This is a genomic window from Phormidium pseudopriestleyi FRX01 (assembly GCF_017313335.1).
GTDB lineage: Bacteria > Cyanobacteriota > Cyanobacteriia > Cyanobacteriales > Laspinemataceae > Laspinema > Laspinema pseudopriestleyi.
The window spans coordinates 1-7,255 of the sequence record NZ_JAFLQW010000563.1 but is presented as its reverse complement, the minus strand read 5'-3'; the positions used below and the strand labels follow the sequence as shown (position 1 = coordinate 7,255).

At 48.4% G+C, this 7,255-nt stretch carries 10 protein-coding genes; 6 read left to right on the top strand and 4 right to left on the bottom strand.

The annotated features are described in order from the left end of the window. A partial coding sequence (locus J0895_RS21390) for a Crp/Fnr family transcriptional regulator (RefSeq protein WP_207090021.1) occupies positions 1-834 on the bottom strand: 834 nt, incomplete at its 3' end. Positions 835-962: 128 nt separating this feature from the next. Next, positions 963-1,130, bottom strand: a complete 168-nt coding sequence (locus J0895_RS21385) for a hypothetical protein (RefSeq protein ID WP_207090020.1) — start codon at positions 1,128-1,130, stop codon at positions 963-965. Positions 1,131-1,306: 176 nt separating this feature from the next. On the opposite strand from J0895_RS21385, the gene J0895_RS21380 reads away from it, so the two are divergent. Beyond that, on the top strand, positions 1,307-2,194 hold the full coding sequence (locus tag J0895_RS21380; RefSeq protein WP_207090019.1) for a DALR anticodon-binding domain-containing protein: 888 nt from the start codon (positions 1,307-1,309) through the stop codon (positions 2,192-2,194). Positions 2,195-2,594: 400 nt separating this feature from the next. Here the strand turns inward: J0895_RS21380 and J0895_RS21375 are convergent, their stop codons facing one another. Continuing rightward, complete coding sequence (locus J0895_RS21375) at positions 2,595-3,467, bottom strand: Cof-type HAD-IIB family hydrolase (RefSeq protein WP_207090018.1); 873 nt, start codon at positions 3,465-3,467, stop codon at positions 2,595-2,597. Between the two features lie 391 nt (positions 3,468-3,858). Next, complete coding sequence (locus tag J0895_RS21370) at positions 3,859-4,050, bottom strand: hypothetical protein (RefSeq protein ID WP_207090017.1); 192 nt, start codon at positions 4,048-4,050, stop codon at positions 3,859-3,861. 735 nt (positions 4,051-4,785) lie between these two features. Between J0895_RS21370 and J0895_RS21365 the strand changes: the two genes are divergently transcribed. The 5 genes from J0895_RS21365 (at position 4,786) to J0895_RS21345 (ending at position 7,179) form a co-directional block, all read left to right on the top strand. Continuing rightward, positions 4,786-5,025 (top strand): response regulator, encoded by a 240-nt coding sequence (locus J0895_RS21365; protein WP_242541486.1) that lies wholly within the window; start codon positions 4,786-4,788, stop codon positions 5,023-5,025. Between the two features lie 43 nt (positions 5,026-5,068). After that, positions 5,069-5,209 carry an Hpt domain-containing protein gene (locus J0895_RS21360; protein WP_207090016.1) on the top strand — a complete coding sequence of 47 codons (141 nt, stop codon included), beginning with the start codon at positions 5,069-5,071 and terminating at the stop codon, positions 5,207-5,209. Positions 5,210-5,219: 10 nt separating this feature from the next. Next, positions 5,220-5,600 (top strand): hypothetical protein, encoded by a 381-nt coding sequence (locus J0895_RS21355; protein WP_207090015.1) that lies wholly within the window; start codon positions 5,220-5,222, stop codon positions 5,598-5,600. 330 nt (positions 5,601-5,930) lie between these two features. Continuing rightward, positions 5,931-6,476: a helix-turn-helix domain-containing protein gene (locus tag J0895_RS21350; RefSeq protein WP_207090014.1), complete on the top strand. Its 546-nt coding sequence runs from the start codon at positions 5,931-5,933 to the stop codon at positions 6,474-6,476. Positions 6,477-6,576: 100 nt separating this feature from the next. After that, positions 6,577-7,179, top strand: coding sequence for a transposase (locus tag J0895_RS21345; protein ID WP_207090022.1), 603 nt, complete (start codon positions 6,577-6,579; stop codon positions 7,177-7,179). The last annotated feature ends 76 nt before the right edge of the window (positions 7,180-7,255 follow it).

Here is a 7,255-nt window from a genome sequence, read left to right as displayed (position 1 = left end):
GGGGGGTAACCCAATTAAGTGACCTTCACCGACTTGAATCAACCCTTCCGCCCGTAATTTGCCCATTAATCGCGTCACGGTTACCCGAGTTGAGCCGATCGCACTGCCAATTTGAGCGTGAGTTAAAGTCCAAGGCAGGTAATACCCACTTATCCCCTCTCCTTCTGAATCATTCCCAATCGCTTGACCATGTTCCTCAATCAGTAAGGTCAAAAATCCCAACAGTTTGGCGATCGTGCGTCGTTGTCCCAAAATTCCCAGCCACAGAAGCTTGCGCTGGTGTTGATACCGAAACGCATCCAGGACCTGTTGTCGAAATAACGGCCACTGATCTAAGTCCGGCCAGTACATCCACATCACAGCAGTTTGGTCAATGTGAGCGTAGGCTTCAAAGGTGAAAAACGTCTCGCTGGCTACTTCAAAGGGTTGACCCTGACTTACAAATCCTAAAAAGGTTTCGGCGTTTTCCCCTTTGTTTTCCCCTAAAACGGGGAGGGTATTGAGTTTCGAGCCTTGATCCGCAACATTCCCCGGGGTCGGGGACAGCTTAGGCGATCGCTCAGGGGTGGCGACTTCGACTGAGGGCAAGTCGGCATCCGGGAGATTGCCCCCGGTCTTTTTCCGGGATGAAACTTGGAGGGAACTGGAGCTATCTTTGGCAATTCCCACCAATCGGACGGCTCCTGATATCACTAAATATACTAATCCAGGACGGGTGGGAATTCGTTCTTCTTTCCGAAAGGTTCGACATCGATAGTGTTGTTCAGCCCACTCCAAAATCGCTTGTTGAGTTAAAAAAGGCCGAGAGGGTTGGTCCGGTTCAGATGAATACATACCTAAAATTTTTGCAGAGTTTGGCTCGATGCACCAAAGCAGATGATGCGGTGGCGATGTAAATACTCCCTTCTCTAAAACGTCATAAACTGTTGAAAATCGTTGATAACGTTGACCATGAGTCTGGCTCAAACGCATAAAAATAGGCGGTTTTTGCCAGACCCTTCGCCTTGTCGATTCCCCGTTCCTAAACTGACTCGGTTTTGAAACCAGTTCAAAGCAGGTAAGAAATCTGGGAGTTCAGGATAATTTGTCATGGGTTTGGCGCGATCGCGCTTTAACAGTTCTCGGTTCATATTAAAATAAGCTGGGATCCAACAATTAGGGTAGCCCATATTACTTAACCCCCTCTAACTTGTCCGGTTACTTTTGGCCCAGTTTTGTCCGGTGATGGATTGAATGGCTTGGGTTCTCTGATTGTCCTGGGGACCCCAGCGGACTCGACGCACCGACTCTCTCACCCCCTCCCCTGATGATGGTTGAACCCTTGGCGATCGCCCCCATACTCCTAGCCCAACTCCAACAAGCCATCCTCTCATCTTTGGCACCGGGCGATCGCTCGGGTGGGTCAGGCCCCCTGACTTGGCCCCAGTCTATCCCCCTCTATCGCGCCAAAGATTCCCAACGGATCCTTTATATTTCCCCAGTCGCCCTACAACTGGCGAAACAGGGGTTTATGCCCCTGATGGAAATTGCCCTGGCGATCGCCCAGGGTTTCCGTGACTCCAGGCCCCCAGACCTCGCATTTCCCATTGCAGCCAACCACTGGATACTCAGCGTGATTCCTCCAGGCAAACTATACCTCGAACTCACAGACCCTGGGATGGCGATTTGGTTACAACGCGCCATCCCTTGGGACTTCCAACTGGACCCCACTCCAGACCCGGGACCCCTTCCCCCCTCTAGGTTCCCCGATTTATTTCCGATTCAGTACGCCCATGCCCGGTGTTGCGCCCTGTTACGGTTGGCCCACCGAGAGGGCTTAATTACCCTGGAAACCCCCGCCCATCCTGGTATTGGCTATCTGATTGCACCAGACCCCATCCCCTGGTTGGACTCCCCAACCCACATAAAGCCCCATCATCCTGCTGAACGCGCCTTAATTTCCCGGGCGATCGCCACCGTAGACGCACTCAGTTCTCCCGTTTCTCCAACCCAAATTACTAGCCGATTAAGTGTCGCCACCCTCTTAAGTCAGGACTTCCTGACTTTTTACGCTCAATGTCAAATTTGGGGATCTGTTCAATCCCAGGATCTTGATTTAGCCCAAACCCGATTGGGGTTAATTTTCCTTGTTCAAAAATTGCTAAAATGCTTACTAGAAAAAGACTTGAGCAGTTTCGCCCCATTGGAACTTTAGCCAAGGTCCCTCCGTCTAGGAATCTGAACTCAAAAAAATGTCACAAAATTCTCAAAAAAGTTTGTTGAGGGGGGTGACAAATCCGCTTGGGTTCGATATATTAACAGGTGTGTGAGGAGCGAACCAGATAAGGGCACCGAGACGAAACACGGCCAGTCGTCGGTGCCCTTTCTGCTGCAAATTTTTAAAACTCTACAAAAACCCAACGACTTCAGTCGTTGCCACCTTTCCCCTAGTTTGTAGTAATACGGAATTCGTTGCCTCGTGAGGAAAGCTTAAGCGCTACAGGAAAAAGAGCCGCCTATTGAGCGTGTCATGGCTTTGCCATGACACGAGAACCACTCCCAACTCCCCCAACTGCGCCATCTCCCCCATTCTTCAGGGAATGGGTTCCTCCCAGTTACAGCAAAAACCGCTCGATCGCCCGGGCAACCCCTTCTTCTTCTACAGAGGGACTCACCCAATTGGCGACAGCTTTGACGCCCTCGGGAGCATTACCCATCGCCACCCCAATCCCGGCATACTCCAGCATTTCCACATCATTAAAATTGTCCCCAATACACATGACGTTCCCAGGGGAGAGTCCGAGGATATCTTCGGCTAGATAACGGACGGCAGCGCCTTTATTCACCGCTGGATTTCCCGCTTCTAGGAACGTGGGATGAGATTTGGTGAGGTAGAGTTCTGTGGGGGTATAGCGCAGGCTAAAGGCTTGCAGCAACTCGTCGATTAAAGCCGTGTTTTGGCTGAGGGCGAGGAGTTTCGTGGGGGCGGATGCGGCGATTAGGGGTCGCAAGTCGCCTAATGGAATGGGTGTCACTCCGGTGCGATCGCCGTAAGCTTGGCTGAGGGCGGTGAGTTCCCGAACGTAGAGACAATCGTCGATATAGCAGTGAACTGAAAGCTGCGATCGCACCCTAGAGTCATCAAAGTAGTCTAATAATTCCAGGGCGATTTCCGATGCAACTGGGGTGTGGTAATGAAGGGTTTCAGTGGCGGGGTCTTTGATTAATGCCCCTTGGTAGGCGATTAAGGGTAAGGGGGAGACAATTTCCTGGTGGAACCGGAGGGCAGATCGATACATCCGTCCCGTGGCGATCGCCACGGGGATGCCTTTTCTGTGCACTGCGGCGATCGCTTCTTTCACCGATTGGGTGATTTGATTTGAGACTCCAGCAATGGTGCCATCAATATCGAGGACCAGCAATTGGATATCGGCATTGGCGATCGCCGGTTCACCCAATTGGGTGGGGTGGGTTACAGGAGTTGGCATAGCGAAGAAGGGTCCCTTGATTGTTACGGATTGACCTATTCTCTGAGTATGGAAGCAGTCGCCCCCCGATCGCAAGGGTAATTTTTCGCCCCTAGAGCATCGGGAGAGGATAGGAGACAAGGGAGAAGAAATTGGGTTTTTGGCTGAGATTAGGTGCTAATGTCTACAGATTTTCTCCAAAAAGCCGGTTTGTCGTTCCCATTCTGTACCCTCGGACTAGCAAAGGCGATCGCCTCGGGGAGATATAGCTTTTCCTTAATGATTTATGCCCTCTCCTGCTCCCCTCTCCCGCTTTGGGAGAGGCCTGTCCTGAGCCCTGAGCCCTGAGCCCTGAGCCAGTCGAAGGGGGTCGAAGGGGGTCGAAGGGTCGAAGGGGGTTGGGGGTGAGGGTTCATTCCACAACTGCTGCAAGGATTGCTATAGTTAGGGGGTTTTTCCAAATAAATCCCTGAATCATCCATCCCACTCCCACCCATCGCTTCGGTGATTTCCCGCGTTTATAGAAACAGGAAACCCTTCCTTGCACCCGCCTTGCGATCGCCAAAATCGAGTCCTCCTGTTTCAAAACAAAAATGTTGTCCAACTTGGATTTTTCTAAATAATTAAATTTTCATTAATTTCATAAACCCCCTCATTAATTGCTGATAAAATAAAGTTATTCTAGTTGAGTAAAATATTTTTTAATCATCTATAAATCGTAAAATTGCGGAAATTTTTAAAAATAAAATAAGAGATGAACGGTTTTTAAAATGGGTTAAACTGAGAATTTAGAAGACTAATCAAGACTTAAAACCTGCCTAAATCCAACTCAAACAAGAGAACGATCAGAGCAAAAAAACCCTCATCCCTAGGGTATTTCAGGGGAGGAACAGGCTCCGACGAATGCCCGAGCGGATTTCAGCCCGACTCTACTCCGTCATGCTCGACTCTCCAAGCAGGGCCGGGGATATGGGTTGACGAAATTAGCAATTTTAGAAAGCTCTGGGAATATTGTTTCATTTTTTGAAGAAACCCCCCATTTGGAAAAGAACATGAGAAAATAGTTAAAGGGTTAGTTCGAGGTCAATGGGGTGCTGTCATTGACTAGAGTCTCATTCGTTGCTGCATGAATATTATATAAATTTTAGAAAGCCCTAGGAGCGCTGGTTGGCTATAAATTTCAGGCAAGTCATAAAAAAAGACCGTTTGGGCATTCATGCTCAGGACAAAAACACCCCGAATCAAAATCGGAACCGATCAATATCTTCAGTTCACCCCAAGGAATAAGAGTCACCCTTTTTAGGTTTAAGCACAGCATCCATTCAAGGAAAAAGAAAAGATGAAACGGATTTTAGTTGTGGATGATTCCGCTACGATGAGAAAAATGGTAATTGCATCTCTGCGAGACTTAACCAACGTGACATTTCAGGAAGCAGGGAATGGACTAGAAGCGATAGAACAACTAGCGGTTGCTCCCTTCGATTTAATGATTTTAGATTTGAATATGCCCGATATGCACGGAATGGAAGTGCTGAGATTCGTCCTGGGACATCCCAGCTACAATACACACCCATTGTGATTTTGAAGACTATTTTGCCGAATGTGAAGACCACTTAACCGCAGTGCGTCGAGAATTATTGGCGATCGAACCGTTTGTGGGAAAACAGAAAATAGAGCGGTCTGTTTTAAACGAACTGTTTCGGAGTTTTCATTCCCTCAAAGGGTTATCCGGTATGGTCGGCGTTAAAGAGGCAGAAGAATGAGCCACGTGAAATGGAAAGCTATTTGCGGGTACTGCGGGATCAAGAAGTTATACTGAGTTCGCAAGGATTTGATGCCTTACTGGGAGGAACGAAAGGACTAGAACAAACTATTGCGTCCCATCGCAACGAAACCGCGTCCCCGGATATTAACCCAGCAATCGCCGCTTTAAGGGCTGTAATTCCCCAAACCGAACCAGAACCCTCCGTTGTAGAAGAGTCAACCCCCCCAAAACTGCAACTCAAAGCCGAAGAAATCACTCGCTTGGAGCGGGCGGTAGTCGCCCCAGGAGCGATCGCGTGGCACTTTATTTTTGTCCCCACACCACAACTCTCGAATAAGGGCATTAACGTCATTGACAATCTCCGTCGCGATCGCGACGGGGATTCTTAAGACTGCACAGCCTTAATATCCCTATGGTCAGGGTTTCCGGGCGCAATCCTTTGTCCAAAAATGGCGGTCTGCTATCAAGTGTCTTACAAGGAGCTTCCTCGGTCGTGACTTTCCTCCAGTCCGGGGGTAGGTTTTAACGTCTTTTACTGACGATTTAATCGGTTCAGAACCTTAGTATGGGTTGTGATTAATTATTATGAGCATCCGTACTGCTGTTAAGCTAGTGCAGGGTGGCGAAAGAACATAATCAGCTATAATGGAATGAGCTTCAATGCCACCCCATGCCGTTGGCTTGCCGTTAACGTTGTCTCCTGCCGTATCAAACCGATAATGCCTACTCCAAAAGCCGAAGCCTGCACAACATCTACCCGTCAACGCCAGATTTTAGAGAAGATCGCCGGTCGGGTCACCAATACCCATCAATTAGTCACTCGGGCGCAATTAGTCCTTTATGCGTCATCTTCCATGAATAACACGGATATTAGCAAACAGTTAAACATCAATCGGGCCACAGTGCGAAAGTGGCGTACTCGTTGGATTGAAGCAACAGAAGAACTCAACCTGGCATTCGACAAGGGGGTCAGTGAAAAGAAATTAAAACAACTAATTATAGAGGTATTGAGCGATCAACCTCGACCAGGAACCCCAGCCAAATTTAGCGTCGAACAGATCGTACAAATTGTAGCCGTAGCCTGTGAACAGCCCTCACAGAGCGAGCGTCCAGTTAATCAATGGACGCCAACGGAACTCGCCCAAGAAGCAGTCAAACGAGGAATCGTCGAAGAAATTTCTCCCCGAAGTGTGGGGCGTTTTTTAAAAAGAAGCGTCTTTACAACCTCACCGGAATCGTTACGGGTTAAATGCCCGCCCCCATGATAACGCCCAATTTCGAGAGCAGATAAAAAGTATCTGTCAACTTCATAAAAGCGCACCGGATTTGGCGAATCAAGGGGTGCATTTAATCAGTACAGATGAGATGACTGGGGTTCAGGCAATAGAAAGAATATACCCCACTCAGTCAATGCAAATGAGACGAGTAGAACGGACAGAATTCGAGTATATTCGGCATGGGACCATTAGTTTAATTGCTAATTGGGATGTTGCACAAGGGCAAGTGATCACCCCATCGATTGGCCCGCAACGTACAGAGATAGACTTTGCTACTCATGTCAAGAAGACAATCGCGAACGACCCTCAAGGCGATTGGATTTTTATCGTTGACCAATTGAATACGCATAAATCCGAGTCCCTGGTACGACTGGTAGCATCTCATGGTCAGCTAGACATAGATTTGGGAGTTAAAGGTAAAGAAGGAGTTCTGAAATCTATGAAAACTCGGGCCGAATTTTTGAGTGACCTCACCCATCAAATTCGCTTTGTTTATTTGCCCAAACACACCTCGTGGTTAAACCAAATTGAGTGCTGGTTCAGTATCTTAACCGGGAGCCTCATCCGACGGGGAAACTTTACTTCGACTGACGACCTCAAACACCAGATTTTAGAATTTATCACTTACTTCAACCGCACCTTGGCTCAACCATTCGTGTGGAAGTTTGAAGGATTTTCCGCTTCTGAATAAGCTGGTCATGTTCTTTCGCCATCCTGCACTAGGCAATGAGTATCTTTCCTTTGCCGAGGCGATCGCCTCGGCAAAG